The sequence below is a fragment of the Candidatus Kapaibacterium sp. genome (assembly GCA_025059875.1).
Taxonomy (GTDB): domain Bacteria; phylum Bacteroidota; class Ignavibacteria; order Kapaibacteriales; family HRBIN21; genus HRBIN21.
Window position 1 is genome coordinate 117,245 of sequence record JANXCT010000002.1, and the last position, 25,880, is coordinate 143,124.

Annotated in this window: 22 protein-coding genes; 5 read left to right on the top strand and 17 right to left on the bottom strand. The window is 57.7% G+C overall.

Annotated elements, in window-relative coordinates:
• Positions 1–2: 2 nt before the first annotated feature.
• The 12 genes from NZ960_03160 to NZ960_03215 are packed head-to-tail and all read right to left on the bottom strand — an operon-like array spanning position 3 to position 14,578.
• The gene (locus NZ960_03160) at positions 3–1,904 is read right to left on the bottom strand and encodes a TlpA family protein disulfide reductase (protein ID MCS7176614.1); all 1,902 of its coding nucleotides are present in this window, start codon (positions 1,902–1,904) and stop codon (positions 3–5) included.
• A gap of 29 nt (positions 1,905–1,933) precedes the next feature.
• The gene (locus tag NZ960_03165) at positions 1,934–2,794 is read right to left on the bottom strand and encodes a TIGR00730 family Rossman fold protein (protein MCS7176615.1); all 861 of its coding nucleotides are present in this window, start codon (positions 2,792–2,794) and stop codon (positions 1,934–1,936) included.
• 2 nt (positions 2,795–2,796) lie between these two features.
• Positions 2,797–3,513, bottom strand: a complete 717-nt coding sequence (locus tag NZ960_03170; GenBank protein MCS7176616.1) for an SDR family oxidoreductase — start codon at positions 3,511–3,513, stop codon at positions 2,797–2,799.
• Entirely contained in the window at positions 3,474–4,466 is a 993-nt protein-coding gene (locus NZ960_03175; GenBank protein ID MCS7176617.1) for a hypothetical protein, read from the bottom strand. Before NZ960_03175 ends, NZ960_03170 begins: the two co-directional genes overlap by 40 nt.
• Complete coding sequence (locus tag NZ960_03180) at positions 4,450–4,713, bottom strand: thiamine-binding protein (GenBank protein ID MCS7176618.1); 264 nt, start codon at positions 4,711–4,713, stop codon at positions 4,450–4,452. The genes NZ960_03175 and NZ960_03180 overlap by 17 nt, the downstream gene beginning before the upstream one ends.
• Entirely contained in the window at positions 4,710–5,396 is a 687-nt protein-coding gene (locus NZ960_03185) for a class I SAM-dependent methyltransferase (GenBank protein ID MCS7176619.1), read from the bottom strand. Before NZ960_03185 ends, NZ960_03180 begins: the two co-directional genes overlap by 4 nt.
• Positions 5,397–5,414: 18 nt before the next feature.
• Complete coding sequence (locus tag NZ960_03190) at positions 5,415–7,565, bottom strand: hypothetical protein (protein MCS7176620.1); 2,151 nt, start codon at positions 7,563–7,565, stop codon at positions 5,415–5,417.
• Between the two features lie 18 nt (positions 7,566–7,583).
• Positions 7,584–9,602 carry a hypothetical protein gene (locus tag NZ960_03195; GenBank protein MCS7176621.1) on the bottom strand — a complete coding sequence of 673 codons (2,019 nt, stop codon included), beginning with the start codon at positions 9,600–9,602 and terminating at the stop codon, positions 7,584–7,586.
• Between the two features lie 50 nt (positions 9,603–9,652).
• The gene (locus tag NZ960_03200; GenBank protein MCS7176622.1) at positions 9,653–10,891 is read right to left on the bottom strand and encodes an ABC transporter permease; all 1,239 of its coding nucleotides are present in this window, start codon (positions 10,889–10,891) and stop codon (positions 9,653–9,655) included.
• Positions 10,891–12,600, bottom strand: coding sequence for a lamin tail domain-containing protein (locus NZ960_03205; protein MCS7176623.1), 1,710 nt, complete (start codon positions 12,598–12,600; stop codon positions 10,891–10,893). Before NZ960_03205 ends, NZ960_03200 begins: the two co-directional genes overlap by 1 nt.
• Positions 12,594–13,097 carry a GAF domain-containing protein gene (locus tag NZ960_03210; GenBank protein MCS7176624.1) on the bottom strand — a complete coding sequence of 168 codons (504 nt, stop codon included), beginning with the start codon at positions 13,095–13,097 and terminating at the stop codon, positions 12,594–12,596. Before NZ960_03210 ends, NZ960_03205 begins: the two co-directional genes overlap by 7 nt.
• Positions 13,094–14,578, bottom strand: coding sequence for an aldehyde dehydrogenase family protein (locus tag NZ960_03215; GenBank protein MCS7176625.1), 1,485 nt, complete (start codon positions 14,576–14,578; stop codon positions 13,094–13,096). The genes NZ960_03210 and NZ960_03215 overlap by 4 nt, the downstream gene beginning before the upstream one ends.
• Positions 14,579–14,800: 222 nt before the next feature.
• On the opposite strand from NZ960_03215, the gene NZ960_03220 reads away from it, so the two are divergent.
• The 5 genes from NZ960_03220 to purF all read left to right on the top strand — a co-directional run bounded on the left by NZ960_03220 (position 14,801) and on the right by purF (position 21,672).
• The gene (locus NZ960_03220; GenBank protein ID MCS7176626.1) at positions 14,801–15,109 is read left to right on the top strand and encodes a hypothetical protein; all 309 of its coding nucleotides are present in this window, start codon (positions 14,801–14,803) and stop codon (positions 15,107–15,109) included.
• A 121-nt stretch (positions 15,110–15,230) separates the two neighbouring features.
• Positions 15,231–16,592 (top strand): cysteine synthase, encoded by a 1,362-nt coding sequence (locus tag NZ960_03225; GenBank protein ID MCS7176627.1) that lies wholly within the window; start codon positions 15,231–15,233, stop codon positions 16,590–16,592.
• Between the two features lie 63 nt (positions 16,593–16,655).
• Complete coding sequence (locus NZ960_03230) at positions 16,656–17,642, top strand: NAD-dependent epimerase/dehydratase family protein (GenBank protein ID MCS7176628.1); 987 nt, start codon at positions 16,656–16,658, stop codon at positions 17,640–17,642.
• A 3-nt stretch (positions 17,643–17,645) separates the two neighbouring features.
• Positions 17,646–20,150 (top strand): penicillin acylase family protein, encoded by a 2,505-nt coding sequence (locus NZ960_03235; GenBank protein ID MCS7176629.1) that lies wholly within the window; start codon positions 17,646–17,648, stop codon positions 20,148–20,150.
• Positions 20,151–20,163: 13 nt separating this feature from the next.
• Positions 20,164–21,672: an amidophosphoribosyltransferase gene (purF, locus tag NZ960_03240; GenBank protein MCS7176630.1), complete on the top strand. Its 1,509-nt coding sequence runs from the start codon at positions 20,164–20,166 to the stop codon at positions 21,670–21,672.
• Positions 21,673–22,533: 861 nt separating this feature from the next.
• On the opposite strand, the gene fliN is transcribed toward purF, so the two are convergent.
• From fliN to NZ960_03265, 5 genes are all read right to left on the bottom strand, one after another.
• Positions 22,534–22,953 carry a flagellar motor switch protein FliN gene (gene fliN, locus NZ960_03245; GenBank protein MCS7176631.1) on the bottom strand — a complete coding sequence of 140 codons (420 nt, stop codon included), beginning with the start codon at positions 22,951–22,953 and terminating at the stop codon, positions 22,534–22,536.
• 12 nt (positions 22,954–22,965) lie between these two features.
• Complete coding sequence (locus NZ960_03250; GenBank protein MCS7176632.1) at positions 22,966–23,319, bottom strand: FliM/FliN family flagellar motor switch protein; 354 nt, start codon at positions 23,317–23,319, stop codon at positions 22,966–22,968.
• Positions 23,216–23,887 carry a hypothetical protein gene (locus tag NZ960_03255; GenBank protein MCS7176633.1) on the bottom strand — a complete coding sequence of 224 codons (672 nt, stop codon included), beginning with the start codon at positions 23,885–23,887 and terminating at the stop codon, positions 23,216–23,218. Before NZ960_03255 ends, NZ960_03250 begins: the two co-directional genes overlap by 104 nt.
• A gap of 68 nt (positions 23,888–23,955) precedes the next feature.
• Positions 23,956–24,465: a flagellar basal body-associated FliL family protein gene (locus tag NZ960_03260; GenBank protein MCS7176634.1), complete on the bottom strand. Its 510-nt coding sequence runs from the start codon at positions 24,463–24,465 to the stop codon at positions 23,956–23,958.
• Positions 24,466–24,504: 39 nt separating this feature from the next.
• Complete coding sequence (locus NZ960_03265; protein MCS7176635.1) at positions 24,505–25,860, bottom strand: UDP-glucose/GDP-mannose dehydrogenase family protein; 1,356 nt, start codon at positions 25,858–25,860, stop codon at positions 24,505–24,507.
• Positions 25,861–25,880 lie beyond the last annotated feature (20 nt).

Below are 25,880 nucleotides of genomic sequence, written 5' to 3' on the forward strand. Positions count from 1 at the left end.
CTTCACCGCTGCTGTAGTGCAGCCTCTAGCATGTCCTGGAGACTCCGAAAGTACGCTGCGGGATTGGTATACCCTACCGTCCGGAACTGAACAAGCCCATTGCGGTCAATGAGGACCTGGGTTGGAACAGCGGTCACTCCTAAGCCAACAGGTATGGCGTCGGTTGGGTCTATGTACACAGGCAGTCCGTCGTAAGCTCCGTCTTGGAGGAAGTTGCGGACCTTGGCAGAGCGGTCTTCCGATGGCTCCCAGACATTAACGGCAATGATGTAGACATCTGTCCGGTCTCGGTAGAGCTCCCAGAGCTTCTGCAGGTACGGGAGCGACTCCTTGCATGGACGACACCAGGTCGCCCAGAAGTCTAGGAGCACGGTCTTGCCACGTAGCTGTGCCAACGTCAGCGTGTCTCCCCGCAGGGAGACAAGCGGAGCAGTAGCAATGGGAGCAGGAACACTCCATTCCAGACGCTCGCTCCAGAGCAGTTGGCGGCGACGTACTGCAGCCTGTTCCTGCAGGCGGAACATTTGCTCTTGCAGCTCTAGAGAATCCCGGCGGACGAGCTGGAGGAAGAGCTCCCGGAACTGGCTCCAGAGAGTATCGCTGTCACGGGAGCTCAGAATTGCCTGGGTACAGACAGCAAAGGCATTCTTGTGCTGCCCTAGGACTCGGAAAGCGTCGACAAGCTGCTCGTAGAGTACCACGGGAGCATCTTCGCGGTAGACAGAGAGAGCTTCCTGAAAGCGTTGGATTGCTTCCTCAATCCGCTTCTGCTGCCGTAGGAGTCGGGCCTCCGTTGCTAAGACCATCCCCTCTAGGAGCCGATTCCCCCGTTCCCATTCAGCACTGCTGACGTACTGAGGCTTCCGGTGGAGACGGACCAAGCGCTGCTGACTGAAGGCTTGGCGCATCTGACGTACCCACCGCTCAGCTTCTTCGGGGCGATTCTGTTCCAGCCAGTAGTCGGCAATCTCAGCATAGGCAGCGGCGGGGGCACGAGGAAATTGTCGGGTTACGGCAGCGGCGCTGTCTGGATGGTCGTGCTGGAGGAACGCTCGGACGAGAGCGAGGTACATCTCCTCGTAGCCGGGCTCCTCTGGCGGGTACATTCGGAGGAAGCGCTGGGCAGTAGCTCTGTACTCCTGAGCAATAGCAGCGCGGTTGAGGCGGACCGCTAAGATCTCACGGCTCAGCTCCCACTGCGGAAACCTCTGGAGGATGCGCTCTTCCAGCAGCTCCATCCTCCGCCGTTCGCGGAGGCGACCCAAGGCCCACAGAGCTGCTCGAACGTCAGCAGGATTCGTTTCAGGATATGGCTGCTGCAAGAGCTCCCGGAGTCGTTGCTCTTGGTCTTGCGCACTGATCCGACCTAGCCGTCCTTGGACAGCAAGGAGCCAGACGCGAGCAGCAAAGCTCTCTGGGAAGCGTCGCACAGCCTGCTGAAGGAGGCTCTCCGCTTCCCAAAGGTTCGGAGCCCGCCGCCACCCACCTTCTTGCAGCGTACCAAAACGGGTCAGCGCTGCCTGCAGCAGGGCCCCATGGAGAGGTTCTTCGTGCTCATAGACGAGGATCTCCCACAGTCGTCCCTGACGTGTATCGAAGAGTCTCTCTGTCCCAACTTTGCAGAGCGCGAAGACGGTTGCTGTGTCCAGCCGGAAGGCAGCAATGTGCTTCTTCGTGGTGTGCTGGTATTCCAGCGAGATCTCCCGGAGGAAAGGGTAAGCTTCCCCATCACGGAACTCATACACGTACAGCCAGAGATGCTCGCCAGGAGCGAAACGGCCAGAGTCAGGGGTATACTCAACCGAGATGGAACTACCGCGTTGCGGTCGCTCCGGTGTCAAGCGTAACTCTCCAGTAATCCCGACCAATGGGAACGTAAGGAAGCAGAGCAAAAGTGCCTGCATAGCCCACCTATCCTTCCCCTGTTCTACCTCTACGGTGCTTGCTCGTATGGCGCACCGAGTCCATGTACGGTCCGCAGATGCTCTTGCAGGTAGGCGAAGGCTTCCTGCGGAGAGTTAGCGTACGTTATTAGCTTTAGGTCTTCCGGGGCAATGACCCCTACTTCTGCCATGTAGTCGAAATTGATCACCTTGCGCCAAAAGTCCTCTCCGTACAGGAGGATGGGAAGTCGACGGCGAATCTTCTGGGTCTGCACGAGCGTCAGTACTTCCATGAGCTCGTCCATAGTTCCGAAACCGCCCGGGAAGAGCACCATCGCCTTAGCTAAGTAGACGAACCAAAACTTCCGCATGAAGAAGTAGTGGAACTCAAAGTTCAGCTCGGGAGTGATGTAGGGGTTAGTAACTTGTTCGTGTGGGAGACTGATCCCTAGACCAATCGAAATGCCCCCTGCTTCATAAGCACCACGGTTCGCTGCCTCCATAATCCCTGGTCCTCCCCCAGAGCAAATCACGAAGCGACGAGCTGGAGGGAGAGTGAGAGACCACTCAGTTAGCATTCGTGCCAAGAGCCGGGCTTCTTCATAGTAGCGCGTCAGTATGTGGAGACGCTGAAGCTCTTGGAGGCGCTTCTCCAGCTCTGTCGTGCCGCCTTTACGCCATTCCCGCTGTGCTTGTATGGCGTTCCATTGATGCTGAAATTCCTCTTCAGATAGGCAGCGTGCCGATCCCCAGAAGACAATAGTGTTGCGAATCTGGAACTTCCGCAGGCGCTGCTCTGGGTAGAGGTACTCTGCGACGATCCGCAGTATGCGAGCGTCTCGGCTGCGTAAGAAGTCTTGGTTTTCGTATGCCTTCAGAGGACGCTGACCCGTAGGGATACGGTTGTCCATGCTCATCGCACCAAGTGATACCCACCGTCTACAATCAGCCATTGCCCAGTGATGTATGAAGTAGCCGTAGCAAAGAAGTAGACGGCTTCAAAGACATCGCTTGCATTCCCGTATCGCCTGGAAGGAATGCGGTCAACAGGGACGAACTCTGGGTCTTGGGGATCTATCCGAAGCAACCCAGGGCATACGGCGTTGACGGTGATTCGTGGAGCCAGTTCCAATGCTAAGTTCTTCGTTAGCTGGAGGAGAGCAGCCTTGGAGACATTGTAGGCCGCCCGGTGTCGCCAAGTCCGGAGTCCACCAAGGGAGGCTACATTGATGATGCGGCCTTCCCCCTGCTGGAAAGCAGCGAAGGCCTGGCTCGTATAGAGACAGGCGGTGAGGTTCGTGCTGAGCGTCTCTTCCCAAAGTCCCGGGGTAAGGTCTGTCAATGTATGTTCGGGAGGAAAGACCGCAGCGTTGTTGACTAAGACGTCTGGTGGACCAAGCTGCTCCACTATCTCCCTGAATGCATGCCATACCTCATTCGGCTTTCGCAAGTCTGCCTGGATTCTCATCGCCCGGATCCCGTAGCGTTGTGGCAGTACTTGCTCTAACTCCTGGGCCCCTTCCTCAGAGCGGTAGTAGTGGATGACGACATTCCATCCTTGCCGTGCAAAGTTTTCTGCAAGGGCTTTTCCTAGTCTTCGTGTCCCTCCTGTGATGATGGCTGTTGGCATTGCGGGCTTGCAATAACGGTATTTTCGCTACTCCCAACCCAGAATACCCCTTCCCGGCTCCACTCTCGACGTACATACCCTAACCCTGCCCAAAGCTGACGCCACGAAACGGCTATCGAGCTCGTGAGGACACCAACCTGCTGCTCTTTTGCCATGATCGGGGCTGGAGCTACCAGAGGCTCGAGGCTTTGGAGACAGATGAGCTGCCGCTGGAGTTTGCCGTAAGTATCTATGCGTGCGATTACCTCCTGCCCAACGTAGCACCCCTTAGAGAAGCTAATGAGTCCGTTTAAGCCAGCCTCCAGCGGATTGTAGTCTTCTGTCCACTCTGTACCATGGCGTCCAATGCCTGCCAAGATTCGTAGAGCCTCCTGCTCTACTGCAGAAAGTGGTGGTCCCAAGATGTCCTCAAGGGCTCTGTAGAGAGCAGATGCCATTGTGTCTGACACCACGATACCGTATGCGGCCCCGCCAAAAGGAGGTACACGCAAGCACACCACCTCCCCGCCCTGCCATACTCTCAAGGCTCCTGTGCCCCATGAAGAAGCATCCGTCAAGGGCTCTATGCCTAACTGCGCTAGCACGGCGGATGCGGAAACTCCGTGGACTTCAACACTTTGACACTGGGTTGGCTGGGAGAGCCGAACCTCTTCTAGTACGAGAAACCGGCGGAGCCACTGATAGAGCGTTACCCCGTACGACCGGGCACAGATAAGCCCTAGACGCTCTCGCTGGTAGCAGACGACATAAGCAACGGCCTTGATTCGCCCTTTCTCAGTGGTGAACACTGTTGCCTGTACTTTTCCTGGAGTCAATCGAAGCAGATCAGCAGTACTCATCCGGTGGAGAAATTCTAGTGCATCGGGGCCGAGGACCTCGATGTGGTCCAACACTACAGGATACCAAACAGCATGGGTAGCCACCAGAGTCTCTGGATCAGGCCTGATGTTCATAGTCTGAGCGCACAACGCAGGCGTTTGTTAGGGTAACGGTCATCACTGTCACACCATAGCTTGCTGCGGCCTGGAAGGCCGAGCGGAGTGCATCCAGCACTGCATCCAGAGAGCCAGAGAGCTCTGTGTGCATTGGCTGAACGTCGACCTCTAAACCTGAAGAACATAGAGCTTCGACTGCTGCCTCAACGGCACGGTAGTCCTGCTGTCGCAAGGGATACACAGCAACTGTCGCAGCAACAGTCATGGTTTCCTCCACTGGAGGATGACCATTGCCGGAGGATTGCCTGCACGGAGTCCGGCAGCATCTGCCTCCTCATACGGTGCCTGAGCTCCCGGAGCACAGTAGATGGACTCGGCCCTTGCTTCCGGAGGAAATCCGAGAAGCTGTTCCAACTCTTCCGGCGTGTAGAAGCGGGCATAGCTCCACGGCAGCTCACCTCGACGCCCTAACCAGCAGTAAAGAGCTGCCCAGGGGCTGTGAGCGTGAAGTATACCTAACAGCAGCACCCCACCAGGTTGCAGAACACGCAGGGCCTCTCGTAAGGCCCATAGTGGCTCCGCAACGAACTCCAGCGTAGCGAACATCAAGACAGCAGTCTGAGAATTGTCGGGAAAAGGCAGCAGCGAAGCATGGGCAGCAACCCATTGGACTGGTAGACCAGCAGTACGCTGCTCGCCGTACCGGCGCATTGCTGAAGCTGGCTCTACAGCGATGACTCGGAATCCGAGCTGTGCCAACCACGCCGCAACCCGTCCTGTACCAGCACCGACTTCGACGATGGGCTGATTACGCTCTAGCCTCTCCACAAGCCGTTGGAGTGCCGCCAGCTCCTGAGCCTCTACAAACGCACCCAGTGGCGACTCATACCATTGATCGTAAGCCGCTGCCAGCTCTTCTCGCTCAAATGGGTTGTAGTTCGCCAACATCGTCCCATAGGAAGCCTGTCAGTGCACAAGGACGACCGAGGAGACTTCTCGGTGCTCCCTAGCGCCGACAACGGCCACGTATACTCCCGAAGGAAGTTCGGAAAGGCTCAACCGCAACGCAGAGGATGAGACATTCCCCTGCCATCTCCAGACACGCTGCCCGAGCCAATTGTAGAGCTCTACCACTGCTGGTCCATCGCTCGGAAGTGTCACTTCCAGGATGCCATCCTGGCTTACTATTCCCTTGCCCGCGTGCTGTAGAGCACGACTATTCGGTAGAGGAACGCTGACAACGAGTCCGAGGTCATCATCCTTACGGGGAACGAGCTTGTAGTTGCCGAAGCTGTAGAAGAGGATGCCCCGGAGATACTCCAGCCGCTGGCCGCGCTGGAGGACTATCTTGCCATCAGTCCCGCGAGTACCATAGCGAGTCGCACCATCGTCGGTCTCTACGCGCAATCGCGCTGTCGCCTCCTGCGGAGTGCCGAAGAGTTCGGCATCTACAACGAAGAACTCCCCGAAGTTGGAGGGAGCATCGGCGTTTGTGTCCGTCACGACAACGTTTCTCATCTCAACGAGCATACTCTCCCACCCTTCAGCCGGCATCTCCCCTCGCCGTTTGTCAGCAATGGAACGCGTGGAGACGAGCACCGGTGGAATGGTGTTCCCGCTAGAGATGAAGCCACCGTCGCCGTTCTGGTCAACCAAGGCTAGTGCTGTCAGCGCCGTCACATGGCGATCCTGAGCCCGAGCACCAAGTTCCGTGACAATTCCTGAGACCCGGATTCTATCCCCACGCCGGAAGCTGCGAATGGGGTCCGTGGTTGCCGTCGTATGGAGCCAGATACCGGAGAATGCTGTGGTGTCGTCCTGCAGGTACATCCGTGGGGCGGCGTTGTTGGGAATGTCCGAAGTGTCGGCCGTAATGACTCCTTCTACAGTGACGCGGAATCCAATGTAGCCGGAAGAGCCATCCAGGTTGAGCGTACGCCGGATGTCGGCAATCCGTGGGGCTCGGTCCAACACCGTGTAGAAGTACTCTCCCCGTAAGGGCATCCGAACCTGGGTCCCAGCTGTATCAACAGCCTCAACCCAGTATCGCACGAGGGTCTCAGACGGATACGGCGGAATGGTGGCCACGAACATCGTGTCGGATCGGCGAGTGGCAGGGATAGTACGCGTCTGCCCGCCTACATCTACCCTCAGATGGACGTAGGCCAGTGGGAGATCTCCTTGTCGCAGTCCGATAGTGATCGGAACGGAATCGGTGGAGCGTGGAAACGGTCGAGCAGGGTCGCGTGTTACCGATGTGATGACAGGAGGTGTTGTCCCCAATTCTACGTCCTCCGGGTATACGGGCGTAATCATGAACGACTGTGGCTGTCCACCGACTGTGCTTGCCGTAATGTAGCCACGTAGACGCCTGATACGTTGCCCGACAGGATAAGGCGTGAAGTTGCGCAGTCGGTGGCCACGAGTCGTGAAGTACCCAGACTGGTCCCGCATGTACATCTGGTTCCCGTCGGCATCAGCAACAACGATGATGGGCTGGTTGGCAACGACGGTAACATCTCGCAGCTCTACGAGCATCCCCACGTATCGAGACCCCTGGCTGATGTTTGGTGTTGCATTCCCGACTGGGCCGGTGTAGAAATCAGAGATCCGCACAGGCACAGGGTCTGGGAGTGGCACACCGAAGTCCAAAAACTCCACAGGACGTGACGTTATAACCTCAGCTTGTGTCGGCCCTAAGCGATTCCGAATGGGATCGGAGCTTGTGGGAAAGTTCGTGATGCGCACCAGCACCTCCACGTAGTCGCCAGGCCGGATGCGGTCAAAGTACGTCGTCTGCACTGTAGTGTCCGTCTGCAGGATGTTGATGCCAGCATATGCCCGTAACTGGGGATTGGAGTCCCGCAGGAAGCTCACCCATCGCGCCCCAGCCCACAGCAGAGGACGCCGATCCGAAGCTGGATCGAGTACTGGTGGCACTGTGACGATCCCGACAAGCAGCACCGTATCCCCTAGGAATGGTGAGAGCAGTGAACCGACAGCAATCGAGTCCGGCGGCAGCTCCATGATCTCGTGGACATGAACCCGCCGATACTGTCCTATTCCATCGAGGAGGACCAAGCACGAGAGCAGAGCGATAGAGAATGGACGTCGCATTGGCAGACTCCCCTTGACCTACTTGACGACGAGGAAGTACCCCACCCGAATGGCTGAGGTCTCTGCATCTTCGGCGATTACCAGGTATAGCCCTGGTGCTATCGGTTGGTCAGCCTTGCTGAGCAGATTCCAAGCGTAGAGGCCACCGCTGACTTGAAGCCCTGGGATACCGCTCGTCGCCGGAGGCTGCTCGCCTTGACTGCTGCCATCATGCCAGAGGGTGGCAATCTCCTCCCCTGCGGCATTCCAGATGCGGATACGGCAGCGCGGCGGGAGGTTGTAGAAGTAGAGTCTGCGTCCGCGCTCGGATCCCCCAGACTCCCAACTGGCCGAGAGACGGTAAGGGTTGGGGACTATACCTATGCGCTGGATGCTGTCGCTCGGCACCGGACGGCGCCCCGGGATGAAGAAGATCTCCGTGGAAAGCGGGCTAGACTCCAACGACGGAATGCCATTGAGCTCGTCGGGAGAGCTGAAGGCTGTCAGAGCGATTCGGTAGAGCCAGCCGTCCAGAAGGTTCTCCACACGGTAAGCGTAGGTGTAGCCCGTTGTATCCCCCGGGAAGCGGAGCCGAATTGGACGTCCTTCATGGTCGCGAAGACGGATGGAAGCGAAGCCGTTATCATACCCGACTCCGTTGGCCGGCAAATCCCACTGCCGCAGGAGCTGTAGGGTGTCGGAACTGCCAACAGAGGGTCCAGCAAACCACAGCCGATAGCCCTCAAAATGGCGCCGATTGGTGAAGATATCTCGCGAGCTTTCAGCATTGTCGCTCCAGTAGAGCGTTGCCTCTCCACTCCCAACCTCTAACCGGAGCCGTGGCACCTCTGGAGGCGACGGTAGCACGAAGCGCACAATCTGTCCGTTGCCAAGTAGATCGGGTTCGTCGGCGTCTAAACGGCCATTGCCATTCAAGTCGGTCCCGTTATATGCCCGCTGTGCCCATCGGGCGTAGCGAAGGAGGTTGACCCGTGTGGCATCGTTGTCGGCCGTCGGTTCCCCCGGCTTCTTTGCGCAGATGACGGCAAAGGCAACCCGCAGGGAATCCCCTGGAGCCAGCGTGGCAAAAGGCCCCACGGAGAGCAGAATGGAACGGTTGCTGGGAATTCGCAGCGCTTGACGAGCGTACTCCAACGAGACCTGTCCCAGGAAGCTACTGGAGAGCCGTCGGTAGCGAGCAAGGTCATTCTGCGGGGACTGGGTCCATTCGTCCCCGGTGGTATTCCGGAACTGCCACGAGTTGAAGAAGTACCCGGGGGCAGCTGGTTCGCTACCTAGAAACTTCAGCGCAAAGTAACTGTCAGCCAATCCTCGGTCCCCTGCGGCATCCCACTCATAGATGAGCGCCTCCTCGGGGAGGAATCCTTCGGCTCCGGCGCTGTAGAAAGAACTTCCTCGAGGCGCGACGAGCCGAGTATTGCGGACTACAGCATCGGTCCATAGCCCAACGTAGAGGCTTTCAATCGGGTTCGCGGAGACGTTGTAGAGCGTGTACCACAAGATGACGAAGGCATCGGCGAAGGGATAGTTCCAAGCATAGGCCTCCAAGCGGACGTGCAGCCCTAAGGGAACTGTGTGTCCTGGAATCTGTTGGCCAGTTCCCGGCACCACCCTGTTGGTGTCGGTGAACTCCACGATGATGTCTCGGTGGCTGATAGCCCGCGGAGTGTAGTACGGGTCAGTTGGAAGCGTGGAGCGCTTCTGGACCGGAGTCAGGGGCGTGAACTCGAAGCCTTCGCTGGCGTAGCGCGCCGAGGCGACATCAATAGCGGCCGTGGAGACGGCAATGAACTCTTCTCCACCCCTGCGGACCCGCCCTCCTACCCACAGCCCGCCAATGAAGAGATGCTCTATCCCGCTCCCCCGAGGATACTCGCACGAGGGCTGCGTTGGCCAATTGGCGAACCCTGTACCCAGGGTTCCAAAGTTGGAAATCGTCAGCCGTATGTTCCCGACGTCAGTGTACTGTGAGGCATCGTCGGGGACGGTCGTCTGCGCCCAGCCACCGTAGAGTGCTATGAGCAGCAAAGGCCACATGGCGGCCGCAAAATTACACTCCACACTCTGAGCTATGCCATGCAGGACTCCTACTCTTCACGTAGCGCTTCGGTAATCTGCTGCCGCCCGGCCCGCCAGGCAGGATAGGCACTGGCGAAGAGCACAAGTGCAAAGGCAACCCCAATGATGAGCACAACGTCCCAGAGCTCGAGGAAGACCGGCAGCCGCGACAAGATGTAGCGCAAGGGGTCTAAGCGAAACCACCCAAAATGCTGCTGTCCCCAGTAGAACCCCAGTCCGCCGAGCATTCCTAGTCCAATGCCAACCACCCCAAGCACAACTCCCTGCCATCGGTACAGCCGCTGGATATCTCGAGCTTGCAGCCCCAAGGCGCGCAGAAGAGCTAGCTCACGGCTTTTCTGGACGACGCTCATCCAGAGCGAAGCCGCAACGTTGAAGACCGCTACTACTACAATCAAGCTCAAGACGGCGAACGTTCCCAATCGCTCCAAGCGAAGCACATCGTAGAGCTGCCGGTGGAACTCGTACCACGGAACCGCTTGGAGTGAGGTCGGGAGCATCTGCCGAAGAGTCTTTACCGCCCAATCTGTCTGCTCCGTCTGCGGCAACCAGAGGGCGATGCCGCTCCACGTCTGTGGCGGGAGCTGGAGCAGTCGACGTCCAAAAGCGGCATTCACGTAGAGGGCAAAGCTCTGCTCTTCCCCCGCAGGCGCTTGGAAGATGCCCACAACCTGCACAGGGACACCTTGGCCCCAGGAAAGTCCGACAGCCATCTGCTCTATCATTGCCGGACTCCAGAGCCTCACCGTATCACCTGGCAAGAGCCGCAAACGTTCAGCAATCCCAGCACCAGCGACAGCTGTGGGCAGTCCATCATGCCGAAGGTCGAACTCCCCTGCGAGGATGCTCTGCTCGATGTCCGTAGCTTCCCGTAGGGCCTCCTCTGGAGCCGCAATGAGGACTGCCGCGGCAAAGGACTCTCCGCGCTGGAGGAGGAACTTCTGCGAAATCATCGGCAAGACTGCTCGCGCTCCTACTGTACGGGCGTATCGCTGGAGCGTGTCTTCCGTAACGCTGAGCCACTGCCCACGCGCCGGCAGAATCCGAAGGTGCGGCTCATAGCGGAGAAGCAGCACCTGTACCGCCTGATGAAACCCCTTGAAGATGCTCAACACGCTCAGCAACGTTGCTGTCCCAATCCCAATCCCAACGACTGACAGGGCAGCGATTATCTGGATGATCCCCCACCGCCGGCGCAGCAGTAGCCACCGCCATAGCAAGAGCCACAGAACCGTTCGAGAAGCCATCAGTACCCTACAACGATTACAGCCTTGGCCTCGTAGCGACCGACCCCACCAGCCTCCTGTGCCTCCACTAGAGCAACGTAAGGTCCTGGTGGCACCAGCTCCCCTCGGTCACTCCTCCCGTCCCACGCTACATGGCCGTGGGCTGCAGAGTATGCAGCCAATAGCAATGTCCGTAGGCAAGCCCCTTCGTCAGAGAAGATCCGAACTGTTACCAGCGCCTTCTGGAACGGTAAGCGATACGAGATGACGCAGTACTGGCGTTCCGCAGCAGAGAGTCGGAAGGGATTTGGAGAAGCCGTTAGCTCGCCGTCGGGCAAGGATGGCACGGCGATGCTGTTTGGAGCTCCAGGGGTTGCTCCTGCGGGAGCCGCACAAGTGCTCCATGAGCTCCGCTCAGATGAAGGCAGGAGGGGATGGAGCTTCTCCAGGCTTCTACCACGCCGTGCGCTCCCTACAGCAGGGTCATGCCACGTGGGGTCGTAAGAGACTGAATCCACCACAATTCCATTCGGATCGCGAAGCACGATCCCGTCGCCCGCATTGTTCAGCGTGAGAGCCGGAGTCCCGATATACATGCTCGAGCTCCCTTGCAGCTCTGCATAGGCCACCAGAAGGGAGCTATCCCACCCCAGTACACCAAACTGATTCGGGGCTAAGCGCAATGCGGTACCAATCCGCAGCGTATCGGAACTGCTGCCTAGGTCGTGAAGCAACCACCCCTCCAATGTGACTGTGTCCTCCCCAACGTTGACGAGCTCAACGAACTCTGCTCCATTCGGCAGAGGGTCGTAGAGGATCTCATTGATCCGGACCACCGAGGACCCCACCGAACGATAGTAGCGCCGCCGAAGGGTATCATTCCATCGGCGGACATCCTCAGCCAGCTCCACTACGAGCTGCAGCATGTACCATCCTCTGGGAAGCTCCCCCCAGAGAGCCTCCGCAGGAATTCGCTCCTCCCATCTCTGCCCCGGCTGTAGTGGCGGAAGAGACCTCCGCAAGCGTAGCTCCGCAGGAGAAAAGCTAGAATCACCGTCACGATCCAGCCACACAGTATACGACACCCTGCTTTGGGCAGTTGTCCCAGTGTTGATGACTGCTACGAGGAGCGTATCGCTTGACAGCAGCCGGAAATCAGCGCAGGCATAGTCCACGGGGACGGGGGTGACGCTATTCACATCGCCAGCTGTTGCCCCTGTCGGAGACTGGGACGGGAGGAGGTTTTCCGGAGACCACGCCGGTAGCTCTGCCCGAGCCCGCTCTAACGACACCCCCGCCCTGCCCCACCTCACGGAGTAGTACACCGAGTCCACCAAAGATGAGTCGGAAGCCCGTAGGGTGATGACATCGCTTGTGTTGTTGAGGGTGGGGAGTCGGAGTTCGATCAGTACAGCCATGGCTGGTAGGCTTCGGACCTCGCGGAGAGCCACGGTGTCACGGCATAGGACAGCATAGCCTCGGGGAGGGAGCACGAAAGCCGGCAGACGGACAGCCATTCGTGAATCGGTCAGCCACCAATTGGAGAACGCTACCGGTGTGTCTGCAGCGTTGAAGAGCTCCAGCCACTCTGGCTCCCCTTTCGGTGGAACAGGCATGAGCTCATTGATGACTGGCTGAGCTGCGGTTGCTGTCCCCCAGAACACAGCAAGACCAACTAGGAGCCTCCTCGCGGCACGATACCAATCGTAGAGCAGAGCTCGGCTCACCATCGGTAATAGCGCCGGAGTCGCTTCAGGTCTGAGCCTGCAATGAGCTGATCGACAAGCTGCTGGATACCCTGTGCATCTTCTTGCGTGAAGCGATCAAGTTGAGAACTATCGAGGTCGACAACACCACAGAGTACGTCTCCTGCTACCATCGGGACAACGAGTTCTGCTCTAGTCTCTGGACTGCAGGCAATGTAGTCCGGAAAGGCGGAAACGTCCGGAACAATGATTGGCTGACGTCGCAATGCAGCTTGACCGCAGACACCCCGGCCAATGGGGATCCGCTGACATGCTGGTCTCCCTTGAAAGGGCCCTAGGAGCAAGTCGTCGCCGTCACGCAGATAGAACCCCACCCAATTTACCTCTGGCAATCGCCAGAAGAGGAGGGCAGCCATATTAGCAGCACGGACGAAGAAGTCTATCTCATCCGACCAGAGCGCCGCTAACTCTTCGCCGAGTTGCTCGTAAGTCCCAGCCGCTAAGGGTACCTCCTGTCTCATCCTCTCTCAACGTCAATCTGCGCACGCTGCAGCTTGCCAGAGTAGTCGATGTAGACGGTCTTCCACTCTGTGAAGATGTCAAAGACGGTCCAGCCACCCTCACGGTGTCCATTCCCCGTTGCTTTGATGCCACCAAAGGGCATGTGGGCTTCTGCCCCAATCGTCGGTGCATTGACGTACGTGATTCCAGCCTCTAAGTCACGGATTGCGCGCAGGGCTGCTGCAATGTCCCGTGTGTAGATGGAGGACGAAAGGCCATACTCGCTGTCGTTGGCTACAGCAATCGCCTCCTCTAACGAATCCACTGCCGTGACGCAGAGTACTGGCCCGAAGATCTCCTCCCGGAAGATGCGCATCTGCGGTTTCACATCAGTGAAGATTGTCGGTGCGAAGAAAAAGCCATAGGCATACTCCCCATCGGTAAGGCGCTGCCCCCCAACTAGAAGCCTCGCCCCCTCCTGGAGTCCGATCTGGACATATTGCTCTATACGCTGGAGCTGCCGGGCATTGATGATTGGCCCAAGATTGACATCTTCACGCAAGCCATTGCCGATCCGTAGGGCCTGAGTGCGCTCGCAGAGCTGCCCCAGGAACGTCTCGGCAATCTGGCGATGGAGGATCAAGCGGGAGGTCGCTGTACAGCGTTGTCCTGAGGTGCCAAAAGCTCCCCAGAGGACCCCTTCCAGAGCAAGCTCAAGTGGAGCGTCCGGCAGGATGATCAGCGGATTCTTCCCACCCATCTCCAGAGAGCACTTCTTGTTCAGCGCCCCACAGAGGCTAGCAATCTGGCGTCCAACTGCTGTAGAGCCAGTAAAAGCAATGAGACGCACATCAGGATGGCGCACAAGTGCTTCCCCAGCTTCGGCGTCCCCGTGGACAACGTTGAAGACCCCTTCGGGAATGCCAGCCTCTATGAGCACTTCCGCCAGCAGGTTCGCACACCATGGAGAGTCCTCTGAGGGCTTCCAAACAATCGTGTTTCCAGCTACGAGGGCTGGAAAGATCTTCCATGAAGGCACGGCAATTGGGAAGTTCCAAGCCGTAATAAGCCCACAGACACCAACGGGCATGCGGAAGGAGAGATTCACCTTGTTGGGAAGCTCACTGGGAGTAGTGTAGCCGAAGAGTCGTCGCCCTTCGGAAGCAGCGTAGTAGGCCGTATCTATGGCCTCCTGGACGTCTCCGCGAGCCTCCACAAGGGGCTTGCCCATCTCACGGGTCATTGCACGAGCAAGCTCCTCCTTGCGCCGGCTTAAGATATCCCCTGCTCGCCGGACGAGCTCTCCACGGTAGGGTGCAGGAGTCAAGCGCCACCGCTCATAAGCTGCCTTCGCTGCTGCAACAGCTTCCGCTACATCGGCAGCTGAAGAGAGCGGAAAGAGACCAATGCAATCGCGCGTATCCGCAGGATTACGCTTTTCAAACCGACGTCCGCTTCGGCTCGGGAGCCATCGCCCGTTGACAAAGTTGTTGTACTCCATGAGCACAGGCCCCAGAAAGATGACCTTGCCCTACTTCACAAACTTAGTTGAAGCTGCCGAATGCACTCTCTGCCTGAGGATGAAAGAACTATCAGCAACGTTTTAGCTTCCTTTGCCCTCTTTTTGGGACCTCTTTCACAGGAGGTTCATGCACCTCTCAGAGGCTTGACGGTAGTTTTGCCACTGCGGTTGAGGTTATGTTCAACAACCTTAGGTTGTCCCATGAAGCGCCTCCTGGTAGTGGCGCTGGCTCTGGTCACGAGCGGCGCTATGGCTGCTGCAGCACAGCAGACAGCTGCTCCTACGTGGCAGATGACGAAGCCACAGACATCGACACAGCACACCCCCGCGCCTGCGAAGCCCACGGAAACGAAACACGAGGGAGTAGGAAAGCACGAGCAGAAGCGCGAAGAGGCAAAGCACGAACAGAAGCATAAAGAGGCAAAGAAGCACGAGCGTGCAAAGAAGCGGGCACAGGCTAAGAAACACGAAGCGAAAGGGTCAGCACAAACGGAGCAGCAGCCTCGCTGATAAGCGCACGGGAGTAGCGTACGGGAGCGCCGAGGTCGACCTCGGCGCTCCTTTTTATGTTGCCGAAGTCAATCGCAGCGTGCTATATTGTGGCCGGTGTCCCTTTGAGTCCAGCTTAGCGATGCGGTTCTACGAGAACGTTTTGCAGCTCATCGGGAAAACGCCCCTGGTCAAGCTACAGCGCGTAACGGCCGGTATCGCTGCTACGGTCTTGGTTAAGCTAGAGAATCGGAATCCTGGAGGTTCGGTGAAGGACCGGATTGGGATCGCGATGATTGAAGCTGCGGAACGTGAAGGCCGTTTGCGACCGGGACTGCTGATCGTAGAGCCTACAAGCGGCAATACCGGCATTGGTCTGGCTTTAGCGGCCCGACTGAAGGGCTACCAATGCCTCTTCGTGATGACTGATAAGGCCTCGCAGGAACGTATCCGGTATCTGCAGGCACTGGGCGCCGATGTTCTCATTGTCCCTTCAGCCGTCGGTCCCAGCTCACCGGATTACTACTTCAATGTCGCCCAGCGCTTAGCTCGGGAGTTGCCAAACGCTATTATGCTGAACCAGTACGACAACCCGGCCAATCCCGCCATCCATGAGCAGACCACAGGACCAGAAATTTGGGAAGATACCGAAGGGCGCGTTACCCACTTCGTTGCTGGGATTGGAACCGGCGGTACTATCACCGGCGTGGCCCGCTTTCTCAAGCGTATGAATCCCGCCATCCGCATCATTGCTGCTGACCCCGTAGGTTCGGTGATCAAGGGGTACAAGGAGACGGGCCGTGTCGGCGAAGCCATCCCCTACTTAGTGGAGGGCATCGGACAGGAGCGGATTCCAGCCAACTTGGACATCAACCTCATTGATGAGGTCATCGCCATCAGCGACCGAGAATCCTTCCTTACGGCGCGCCGTCTCGCACGAGAGGAAGGCATCTTCTGCGGTGGCTCTTCGGGAACGAATGTGGCAGCAGCCCTCCATGTAGCTCGCCTATTACCGGCCGACGCGGTTGTCGTAACAATCATCTGCGATACGGGCGAACGCTACTTGACCAAGCATCACTCTGAAGAATGGCTGCGTCAGCACCGGCTACTGGATATTGGTGACTTCTCGCTGAAGAGCGTGCTTCAGACGAAGCTATCCCGTGGACGGGTTCCTGCTCTCGTAGCACTGCCTCCATCGGCCTCTGTTCAGGAGGCACTGCAACAGATGAGCGCTTATGAGATCTCCCAGCTCCCTGTCATTGAACAGCGTCAGCTCCTCGGTACAGTCCGAGAGAGTCGCCTCTTGAAGGCATTGCTGGACAATCCCTCCTCCCTCTCTGAGCCGCTCCAACAGTTCATGGAAGACCCCCTCCCCGTGGTTGACGCCCATGCCTCTATCCAAGAGGGAATCCAGGTTCTGCGTGAATACCCAGCAATTGTGCTCTCTGAGTTTGGCCACCCAACTGCTGTCATCACACGGCATGACGTGCTGGACTACCTCTAAAAGCGCGCCAGCCCTATAGGGTGCTATTTTTGCGGCTCCGGGTGCTCGCAGCAGGGAGAGCCTATGAAAGCTCTTGTTACCGGTGCTACAGGGTTCATCGGGAGCCACTTAGTGGAGGCGTTGCTCCGCCAGGGGATCGAAGTACGTTGTATCGTCCGGCGCCAGAGCAATCGCCGCTGGCTCGTCGGCAAGCCCGTAGAGATTGTAGAGGCGAGCTTAACTGCGCCAGAAACACTCCCGCCAGCCGTCAAGGGCGTGGATATCGTCTGCCACGTCGCGGGAGTTATTGCCGCACGGAGTGCCGCGGAGTTCATGAGAGGGAATCGGGATGCCACAGTGAACCTGCTCCAGGCTGTTCTCCGATATGCTCCAAGCCTCCAGCGGTTCGTTTTCCTCAGCAGCCTGGCAGCTGTTGGGCCTGCCCGCTCGTTAGCGGAGCCAGTGACCGAGACCTCTCCCTGTCAGCCCATAACGGCATATGGTAAGAGCAAGAAGGCTGCAGAGGAAGCTGTACTAGCGGCAGCGGACCGTCTACCGGTGACAGTCATTCGGCCACCAGCCGTCTATGGTCCGCGTGATGCTGCCACGCTCCCTTTCTTCCGGGCTGTCCGGCTCGGAATTGCACCTCTGATCGGCTTTCAGGAGAAGTACCTTAGCCTGGTGTATGTCGAAGACTTAGTCCGAGGCATCCTACAAGCAGCTGCTTCTGAACGTGCTGTAGGCCAAGTCTACTTCATCAGCTCCGAGGAGTATTACACCTGGGGACAGCTGACAGAAGCAGCACGTGTAGCGTTGGGACGGCGTTACGTCTGGCGAATTCGGGTCCCCCATGCCTTCATTTTGGGCGTTGCTAGTATCGCGGAGGTCGCTGGTTGGATCATGCGCCGTCCGCCAGTATTTGACTTGGAGAAGGGGTGGGACATGATCCAGCCCTACTGGATCTGCCAGCCTACAAAAGCTGCCGTTGAGCTTGGGTACAGACAGACGGTGGGACTAGTAGAGGGAATGCGGAAGACTGTCGAGTGGTATCGCGAGCATGGCTGGCTTTAAGGAATGCTGTGGCGCTTCGTACTCCCACTGCTGGGTGTTGCAATTATTGTGGCACTCTCCCTCGGCATCGGCGGCTGGTTCTTCCTCTCCCGCTCGCTACCGTTAGAGTTCGCTATTGTTCGAGTGGCCGTTCAGGACAGCGTTGTCGTCTGGCGCGACTCCTTTGCGATCCCGACAATCCGTGCAGCACACACCTCTGACGCCTTCTTTGCACTCGGCTACCTCCACGCCGAAGATCGCCTCTGGCAGATGGACATTCTGCGCCGAATTGCCCTGGGACGAGTTGCGGAACTCGTCGGCGAAGAAGCGCTGCCCCTGGACTACCTCATGCGCACTCTCGGCTTCGGTAGAATGGCTCAGCGGCTGTGGGAGAACCTCCACCCGATATCGCGCTCTATCCTGCGGCGGTATGCCGAGGGAGTCAATGCCTGGCTACAACAGAATGCCCGCCGACTGCCACCTGAGTTCCTCATCCTTGGCTACCATCCCGAACCCTGGACTCCACAGCACTCATTGGCAATAGCCCGCCTCATGGCCTTTGACCTGGCATTCTGCTTCTGGAGCGACATCGCCGTCGGAGCTATTGCCGAAGAAATCGGAGTGGAGAAGGCGTGGGACCTCTTGCCTGGATACCCGAGCAGTGCACCTACAATTGTCGGCAAGGAGCCAGCAAATTTTCCCCCTCCTAATGGCTCCCGGAGTCAGCATCCTACATTGCCGCCGCCCCCCTATGGTTTCTCAGAGCTAGCGTCGCTCCGCACAGCACTCCTACCATGGCTACGCCCAGCAGCTGGCCAAGGAAGCAATGCATGGGCTGTCCGAACTCGCACGGGGGCTGTGCTGGCAAACGATCCGCACTTAGTCCTTGGACTACCAGCACGCTGGTATCCTGTATGCATTCTCTCGCCTGACTACGAAGTCGCTGGCCTTACTCTGCCCGGGCTCCCATTGGTGATCATTGGCCGCAACCGCTTCATCGCCTGGGGTGTGACGAACCTGATGGCCGACGAATCTGATTTCGTGTTGGAGCAGATTGACTCAACAGCACCAACCCGCTACTGGGATGGCAAGCAGTGGCGTCGCTTCCAGCGACAGCGTGATACAATCCATGTCCGCGGAAGACCACCTATGGTCATCGAGATCCTACGCTCGCATAACGGCCCGATCATCTCTGACGTCCATCTCTTTGCAGCCCCTGCTTTCCTATTCCGCCGACGCTCGGACACAAGCACCAATCCCTTGCTCCGGCGTTATCGTCTTAGCTACCGATGGGCTGCTGACACGGTTAGCGATGAGGTCTTGGCTGCTTACCGGATTGGCCGAGCTCGCTCGCTGAGCCAATTCCGCAGTGCCCTTCGGACATGGGTAGCCCCCGTACTCTGCTTCGTCTACGCCGACCATCGCGGTACCATCGCAGCCCAAGCGGCTGGGCTAGTCCCCATTAGAGATAGCACGGCGCCAGAGCAAACGTGGGCATTCCCGCTGAAAGGCTGGGAGCCACAATACTGGTGGCGTGGCCTCCTACAGGCTCTCGAATTGCCTTCGGTCGCCAACCCCAAACAGGGTTTCGTTGTGAGCGCCAATAACCAACTGGCACCCCAGCTCCCCTTCCCACTGACTTACATCTGGGAGCCCCACTCCCGCGCAGAGCGCCTGACGGAGCTCCTCTCACAGTACGGCGCTGACTACACCCTCAGTGATGCCGAGCGCATGCAGATTGATGTCGTCTCCCCATATGCCCGGAATGTCCTCAAAGTCGTGCTGCCGTTGCTGGAAGAGCGTCAACCACGATCTCGAGTAGAGCAGCACGTTCTGGATTCACTCCGGTCCTGGGACTGCCACTTTGGCCGTTCCTCCGTTGGAGCTAGCATCTTCGCTATCCTGCTGCAACGCCTCCTGGTAAATACCTTTGGTCAGCATCTCTCGCCGCCACGCCTACGAGAGTACCTCTTCCTAAGCAACCTCGCGTTACGACGGCTCTGGGAGCTCCTCCCTGCCCTCTATGCAGCGTTCTTCGACGACCCACGAACTCAGCGCCGCGAGACACTTCGCGACATACTGCATCGAAGTTTCGTCGAGGCGATTGATACCCTCCGCCACCGATTAGGGAACGACATTAGCTCGTGGCGCTACGAGCGACTCCATCAGCTTCACTTAGAGCATCCACTAGGGCTCCACCCGTTGCTTCGGCCCCTGTTCTCGCGCGGACCGTACCCGACGCCAGGAGCCCCAACAACAGTCAATACTGGCGAGTGGCGCCTCTGGGAACCATTCAGACAGATGCTTGGGGCTTCTGCCCGCTTCATAGCAGACCTTGCAGATTCTACATGGGCTGTTGCACTCCCCGGTGGGGTCTCAGGCCATTTCCTGAGCCACCACTACACCGACCAACTCCCCCTCTGGCTCTACGGTGCCACCGTGCGCCGTCCCTTGGGGATCTCCAAGACGGACCGACTCAGCCTTGTGTTTGTGCCCTCCCGTTCCGTCCCTCCGCCCGTGAGTCCATAGTTTTGCGCCAGCGATGCATCATGCGCGTACCGACACCAGCCTAAGTACAGAGCTCCGACCCCAGTGTGCGGTCGTTGGAGTCTACAACCATCCCCAAGCAGCCCTAATTGCTTACTACTGCCTGCATGCGTTGCAGCACCGAGGGCAGGAGGCTACAGGGATTGTCTCTGCCTACTGGGACCAGAAGCATCGCCGACGTTTCGTCAGCTACAAGGGTGAAGGACTCGTGCTCGATGTCTTCACGCCAGACGTTCTGCAGAACGTCCTCAAGGGTGACGCAGCGATAGGACACAATCGGTACTCCACAACCGGTAGCCCTTCGCCAGCCAACATCCAGCCCTTCCACATCACCTACCGGATGGGGAACCTCGCTCTGGCACACAACGGGAACCTGACGAACACTCGATCCTTGCGCCAACAGCTCCAGGAAGAAGGTGCAATCTTCCAGAGCACCACCGACAGCGAACTCTTCCTCCACCTCATAGCCCGCAGCCGCCAGGTAACACAGCTAGAGCAGATCCGAGAAGCACTTCGGATCGCGCGTGGCGCATACTCTTTGGTCATCCTTACTGACACCGCCCTCATCGCTGTCCGTGACCCTCATGGTTTTCGCCCCTTAGCGATTGGGCGTTTACCGGTCCGCGACGGACAACATGCATACGTTGTGGCTTCGGAGACGTGTGCCTTCGACCTCGTAGGGGCTGAGTACGTCCGGGATGTGCGCCACAACGAGATTGTGGTCATAGACCAAGACACCGTGGTGACCGGGGAGATGAAGAGCTACCCCGTCGCAGAAGTTACCCCCGAGGCTCGACACTGCATCTTTGAGTTCATCTACTTCTCCCGCCCTGACAGCACCATCTTCGGCCATAGCGTAGATGCAGTCCGCCGAAGACTAGGGGAGAGCCTAGCAAAGGAAAGCCCAGTCCTTACAGACTCCCCTGATGATCCCGTCGTGGTCATCCCAGTCCCTGACAGCGGCAACACTGCTGCCGTTGGGTATGCTCGTGCCAATGCTGAACAGGGTATTCCAACGCAGTTCGACGTTGGCCTGATTCGCAGCCACTATGTCGGACGCACCTTCATCGCCCCAGAACAGAACCAACGAGAGCTCAAGGTACGGACGAAGTTCAACACCGTTCGTAGTGTCCTATCAGGCAGGAAGGTGGTCGTTGTCGACGATTCCATCGTTCGAGGCACAACCTCCAAGGCACTAATCCAGCTCATCCGCCAAGCTGGTCCCCGCGAAGTCCATTTGCGCGTTACCGCGCCACCGATCCGCTATCCATGCAAGTACGGCATGGACTTCCCCAGCTACGAGGAGCTGATTGCCAACTACTACGAAACTGAAGAAGAGATTGGCCAAGCCATCGGGGCCGACTCTCTACGCTACCTCTCGCTAGACAGCCTCCTCCTCTCCGTCCCACATGAGCCGGGGATCGGCTACTGCACCGCTTGCTTTACTGGCGAGTACCCCGTTGCAGTAGAGCCCGAGCTCAACAAGCGTGTCACAGAAGAGTAACATCTGGTGTGACATCTCTGCGGCTTGGTCTCCCAGTAGGTGCCCTCTTGCCTCTGCTCGCATTTCCTTGACACATCTGCATTTTCTGGATTGCACTGCGTGGTTGGCACCAGATTTTGCCATGCTTCCGTGAGGAACTGACACGGTAGTCCAGCGATGCTACACCTCACACGACATGCTCAAGTTCGGATGAAGCAACGCGGAGTACCTCGCGAATTCGTCGCCCTACTACTCCTCTTCGCAAAGCTGTTGCATTGTCGGGATGGCTTCAGCTTCCGGCTAACATGCAAGCAATCCCGTCAGATTCAGAGGCTTTTTCTCGACTGTGCTCCTGAAACAGGTACCGAAAGAGATTGTCCGAGCGCTCTGTCGACTCTTGGAATGGAAGGAGGACGAGGTTGAAGTTCTCCACCGAAAGATTGCAGCTTTGCTTCGCCAAAAAGGGGCCAAGCTTACTCAGCTATACCTCGTGGTCGGTTCTGACGGCTACATTGCCACCGTTGCTCATCGAATGTCCCGGCTGAAATACGACTAGGCCACAATAGTTGCAGTGGGTTCGTGGGGGATGATCCGGCAACTTTGGCTGCTTCCCACTCTTCTACTGTGTATTGCCGGAGAAGACTAATGCTGTGCTCAGCGACGCCGAGGAGGACTTCCTCGCCTACCCGGACGGCACATAGCATTGCCTTCGGCGTCATAGGCAGCTGGGCTAGCAGCCGAAACCGCGGCCCGTCTGTATTCCTTCCGCTCAGTGCCCACCGACGGATCCCATACGCGGCTGCTCCTAAAACTGCCTCCTAAAACTGCAAAGAAGCCTACCAAGGTCAGCACTGTGCGAATCAACATCCCCTCGTCCATCCTTTACCTCCGCAGGCCGTGCAACCGTTCTGCCGGTTCCACTAGAGTTGTAATCCGAATGCCGAAATGCTTGTCTATGACAACCACCTCCCCTTCGGCAATCTTCTTGCCGTTGACGAGCACATCTACAGGATCCGTGATGAGGCGCTCAAACTCTATGACTGAGCCACGTCCCAAGCGAAGGATATCGCGGATGAACATCATCGTGCGGCCGAGCTCCACTGATACTGGTAGCTGAATGCTGAAGAGAAGCTCTAGCTTGGGATCGTGCAGGAATTCTTCAGCTTTGAGTCCCCGTACTTCTCCACCCAGTTGAGCACTCTCCTGGGGGGTGAACCCCTCCTTTGGAGCTTCTCCACCAGTGGAGGGCTGTGCTGTCCCCGACTCAGGGATTTCTGGAGCGATAGACTCTTGCTCTGGCATTGTCCACTACCCTCACATGATCTCGCTCGGATCGATTGGGCGTACAATCTGAACAGCCCGTCGGCCAGTGACACTGCCTGGCCGCACCCACAGCTTAGGCTGCTCCTGAATGAAGAGCATCAACAAGTCTGTCGTCTGTGTATCCAGCCGCAGAACATCTCCGACGCGAAGCTGCAGTAGCTCTTTGACAGTAATGGTAGCAGTGCCTAACTGTACAGCCACTTGCAGTGGCAGGGTCAGTAGGTGTCCCAAAATGGTAGCGCTATTGGCTTGCTGCTGCTCTGGGTGTGCAGCATGGGTGACTTGTTGGCGTTCCAAGCGGCTCAGGACATCTTCTAACGCGAATGTCGGATAGCAGAGGCTCATCATGTAAGAATGAATCCCAATGGAGACTAACGACGACCACAATTTCAGAAGCAGAAGCAATTTGAACGAAGTCGGGCTCCGTCTCCATTCGGACCAGACGAAACTCCAAAGGCGCTGTCGGTGCCCAGCTCTCTTCCAGCACACGACACATGTGCTCTACTACCCCTTTGAGCACCGCCTGTTCAATGGGCGTAATAGACCGCGTCTTTGGGGGCGGAGTGATGCCCTCCCCACCAAGCAGACGCTCTACAATGACTAATGCCAACTGCTGGCTCAGTTCCAAAATGATGTGTTGCTGAGAGCCCCCAACCTCTGCCACATACAGGCAACCCGGACGAGGTAATGACAACAAGTACTCGGAGTAGAAGAGCTGGTCTACGGAGGTCACGCTCAATGAGGCCAGGGCTTGGAGCCGAGACAGTAAGTGGTAAGCCACCGTCTCAGCGAATGACTCGTGGATAGACTGGAGCGATCGCAGTTGGGCTTTAGAGATACGGTTAGGGCGACGGAAGTCATAGGGGAGGACTTGCTTAGGGGCTTCCTGGAGTAAGGATTCCACTTCTACCATCCCGCTAGAGACGACAAGAGGGCATCGATCTCTTGCTGACTCAGCACTGGCGGCATTCTGGAGGTAGCTTACTGGATAACAAACTTGGAGAAGTAGACATTTCGCAGGTGAATCTCCGGCAGGAGTAGTTCCAGCTCCTGGCGGATTCGCATCCTTAGGCTATCCCGGATCCCTACTGTCTGGAGTTCCTCTACCGAGTACGAGGACACGACCGACATGATGCGGTCACGGACGGGAATCATCAGCTCCCGACGGAGACGCTCTCCCTCCTTAGGATTTGCAACTTCTAGGCCAAGTGCCACGAGAACGTAGCGAGAAGAGGAGCCACGCGGGTTGACGACCAGATCGTCTACTGGCACAATCACTCCGGTTGGGACGTTGGCTGTAGCCTCAGCTGTGATCTCTTTGTGGCCATGCTGCTGGAGGGATTGTCCCGATGGTGGAGTCACAAACGTTCGGAGGACTACCACCAAGACCACTACCTGCAGCGCTACTGCTCCGCCCATCAGCCCGATAATCACAGGAAGGCTAAGTCTTTTGGAGCTCCCCTCCTTGCTCTCAACCTTCGATCCCGCCATGGCCGCCATGGGTGTCACACACTGGTACCACGTGTTACATTATCGGACGTCCTGCGGAGAGCCTAAGGGGTAGACCGAAGGACGCCCAATGCTATGGTACTCAAAGCCAAGGCGCAGCATCTCTGGAGGGGAGAAGAGATTGCGTCCGTCAAAGATGATGGCCTGCCGGAGGCAACGCCGGAGGTGATGGAAATCCGGGTTGCGAAATTCTGCCCACTCTGTAGCAATGATGAGGGCATCAGCCCCTTCCGCACATTCGTAAGCCGATGAAGTGTAAGTGAGTCTCTCTCCGTAGAGCCGACGAAGGTTGTCAAGCGCCTGTGGATCGTAGACCCGAATCTGCCCCCCATCCTGCAGCAACGCATCAATCACGTACAGTGCTGGAGCCTCGCGGATATCGTCCGTATTTGGCTTGAAGGCGACTCCCCAGAGGGCAAGCACTCTACCGTCGATGGACCCGAATCGACGACGAATCTTCTCAACAAAGCGCCGGAGCTGCCGCTCATTAACCCTCGCCACTGCCGGAATCAGCTCCAAGGGGACCTCCACCGAACGCGCCGATTGCACCAGAGCGCGGATATCCTTCGGTAGGCAGCTTCCTCCATATCCCAAGCCAGCAAAGAGGTACCGCTTTCCAATTCGGCTATCGGCTCCCATTCCGAGACGGACCTGTTCTATGTCCGCTCCAATCGCCTCACAGTATGCCGATAGCTCATTCATGAACGACACACGCATCGCCAGAAAGGCATTTGAAGCGTACTTGACAACCTCAGCGCTGGTCTCATCCATCACATAGATCGGGTTGCCAGTCCGCACAAAGGGTTCGTAGAGGGTCCGCAACACCGTAGCAGCCCAGGGATCACGAGTACCGATGATGACCCGCTCTGGCTTCATGAAGTTCTCTACGGCAGAACCCTGGCTAAGGAATTCAGGGTTGGAAGCGACGGTGATCTGGACAGTGGGAAGCTCTCGGTGGAAGAGCTCTGCCAATTGCCGTGTTGTTCCGGGAGGTACTGTACTCTTCGTCACCAGCAAGCGGCGCCCCTCCGGTGGGAACTGCCGGTAGTACTCTATGAGCTCCCGAGCTACAGCGAAGACACGCCGAACATCTGCAGAGCCATCTTCCTGCGAAGGGGTCGGCAAGCACAGCATGAGAACATCACAGTTGGCGGCTGCTTCGGATAATTCGGTGGTGAAGCTAACGCGCTGCTTCTGTAGGTTTCTGCTCAACAAGGCCTGAAGGCCAGGCTCGTAGAAAGGGATTTCACCACTCCGTAGGCGTTCAATCTTCGCAGCATCCACGTCGACACAGATGACTTCGTTCCCCGTCTCAGCAAAACAGAGTCCCGTAACCAGACCTACGTATCCCGTGCCGATAATCCCAACTCGGTACATCAGAGGCTCTTCATCGTCAG

What these genes read in the sequence shown, in the direction of transcription:
- NZ960_03255 (MCS7176633.1), bottom strand. Translation starts at nt 23,887, where the DNA reads ATGGTAGAAGTGGAATCCTTACTCCAGGAAGCCCCTAAGCAAGTCCTC.
- NZ960_03180 (MCS7176618.1), bottom strand. Translation starts at nt 4,713, where the DNA reads ATGACTGTTGCTGCGACAGTTGCTGTGTATCCCTTGCGACAGCAGGAC.
- NZ960_03220 (MCS7176626.1), top strand. Translation starts at nt 14,801, where the DNA reads ATGAAGCGCCTCCTGGTAGTGGCGCTGGCTCTGGTCACGAGCGGCGCT.
- fliN (MCS7176631.1), bottom strand. Translation starts at nt 22,953, where the DNA reads ATGCCAGAGCAAGAGTCTATCGCTCCAGAAATCCCTGAGTCGGGGACA.
- NZ960_03195 (MCS7176621.1), bottom strand. Translation starts at nt 9,602, where the DNA reads ATGTGGCCTTTGCTGCTCATAGCACTCTACGGTGGCTGGGCGCAGACG.
- NZ960_03265 (MCS7176635.1), bottom strand. Translation starts at nt 25,860, where the DNA reads ATGTACCGAGTTGGGATTATCGGCACGGGATACGTAGGTCTGGTTACG.
- NZ960_03225 (MCS7176627.1), top strand. Translation starts at nt 15,231, where the DNA reads ATGCGGTTCTACGAGAACGTTTTGCAGCTCATCGGGAAAACGCCCCTG.
- NZ960_03210 (MCS7176624.1), bottom strand. Translation starts at nt 13,097, where the DNA reads ATGAGACAGGAGGTACCCTTAGCGGCTGGGACTTACGAGCAACTCGGC.
- NZ960_03160 (MCS7176614.1), bottom strand. Translation starts at nt 1,904, where the DNA reads ATGCAGGCACTTTTGCTCTGCTTCCTTACGTTCCCATTGGTCGGGATT.
- NZ960_03230 (MCS7176628.1), top strand. Translation starts at nt 16,656, where the DNA reads ATGAAAGCTCTTGTTACCGGTGCTACAGGGTTCATCGGGAGCCACTTA.
- NZ960_03215 (MCS7176625.1), bottom strand. Translation starts at nt 14,578, where the DNA reads ATGGAGTACAACAACTTTGTCAACGGGCGATGGCTCCCGAGCCGAAGC.
- NZ960_03175 (MCS7176617.1), bottom strand. Translation starts at nt 4,466, where the DNA reads ATGAACATCAGGCCTGATCCAGAGACTCTGGTGGCTACCCATGCTGTT.
- NZ960_03190 (MCS7176620.1), bottom strand. Translation starts at nt 7,565, where the DNA reads ATGCGACGTCCATTCTCTATCGCTCTGCTCTCGTGCTTGGTCCTCCTC.
- NZ960_03205 (MCS7176623.1), bottom strand. Translation starts at nt 12,600, where the DNA reads ATGGTGAGCCGAGCTCTGCTCTACGATTGGTATCGTGCCGCGAGGAGG.
- NZ960_03235 (MCS7176629.1), top strand. Translation starts at nt 17,646, where the DNA reads ATGCTGTGGCGCTTCGTACTCCCACTGCTGGGTGTTGCAATTATTGTG.
- NZ960_03170 (MCS7176616.1), bottom strand. Translation starts at nt 3,513, where the DNA reads ATGCCAACAGCCATCATCACAGGAGGGACACGAAGACTAGGAAAAGCC.
- NZ960_03250 (MCS7176632.1), bottom strand. Translation starts at nt 23,319, where the DNA reads ATGAGCCTCTGCTATCCGACATTCGCGTTAGAAGATGTCCTGAGCCGC.
- purF (MCS7176630.1), top strand. Translation starts at nt 20,164, where the DNA reads ATGCATCATGCGCGTACCGACACCAGCCTAAGTACAGAGCTCCGACCC.
- NZ960_03165 (MCS7176615.1), bottom strand. Translation starts at nt 2,794, where the DNA reads ATGGACAACCGTATCCCTACGGGTCAGCGTCCTCTGAAGGCATACGAA.
- NZ960_03185 (MCS7176619.1), bottom strand. Translation starts at nt 5,396, where the DNA reads ATGTTGGCGAACTACAACCCATTTGAGCGAGAAGAGCTGGCAGCGGCT.
- NZ960_03260 (MCS7176634.1), bottom strand. Translation starts at nt 24,465, where the DNA reads ATGGCGGGATCGAAGGTTGAGAGCAAGGAGGGGAGCTCCAAAAGACTT.
- NZ960_03200 (MCS7176622.1), bottom strand. Translation starts at nt 10,891, where the DNA reads ATGGCTTCTCGAACGGTTCTGTGGCTCTTGCTATGGCGGTGGCTACTG.